Below are 716 nucleotides of genomic sequence, written 5' to 3' on the forward strand. Positions count from 1 at the left end.
GTAACCGATAGTAGTGGCTGTACCTCATTGTCCTCGGCAACCTTTGAAGTTACCGTAAATGCTTTGCCTATAGCGGCAGCGATTACAGGTCCTAATGCCGTATGCATGGGATCGACAATAGATTTGACCGAAGGTACTGCGGGGACCATAGTATGGAGTTCATCCAATACAGGCGTAGCGACTATCGACGGTAGTGGTGTCGTGACCCCGGTAAGTGCTGGAACCACGGATATTACTTATACCGTAACCGATAGTAGTGGTTGTACCTCATTATCCTCGGCAACCTTTGAAGTTACCGTAAATGCCTTGCCTATAGCGGCAGCGATTACAGGCCCTAATGCCGTATGCATGGGATCGACAATAGATTTGACCGAAGGTACTGCGGGGACCATAGTATGGAGTTCATCCGATACGGGCGTAGCGACTATCGACGGTAGTGGTGTCGTGACCCCGGTAAGTGCTGGAACCACAGATGTTACTTATACCGTAACCGATAGTAGTGGTTGTACCTCATTATCCTCGGCAACCTTTGAAGTTACCGTAAATGCCTTACCTATAGCGGCAGCGATTACAGGCCCTAATGCCGTATGCATGGGATCGACAATAGATTTGACCGAAGGTACTGCAGGGACCATAGTATGGAGTTCATCCGATACGGGCGTAGCGACTATCGACGGTAGTGGTGTCGTGACCCCGGTAAGTGCTGGAACCACGGA

Annotated in this window: 1 protein-coding gene; it reads left to right on the forward strand. The window is 50.1% G+C overall.

What is annotated here, in order from left to right:
• A partial coding sequence (locus tag Q4Q35_RS17490; RefSeq protein WP_303279315.1) for an Ig-like domain-containing protein occupies positions 1 to 716 on the forward strand: 716 nt, incomplete at both ends.

The sequence above is a fragment of the Flavivirga aquimarina genome (assembly GCF_030540835.1).
GTDB classification, from domain to species: domain Bacteria; phylum Bacteroidota; class Bacteroidia; order Flavobacteriales; family Flavobacteriaceae; genus Flavivirga; species Flavivirga aquimarina.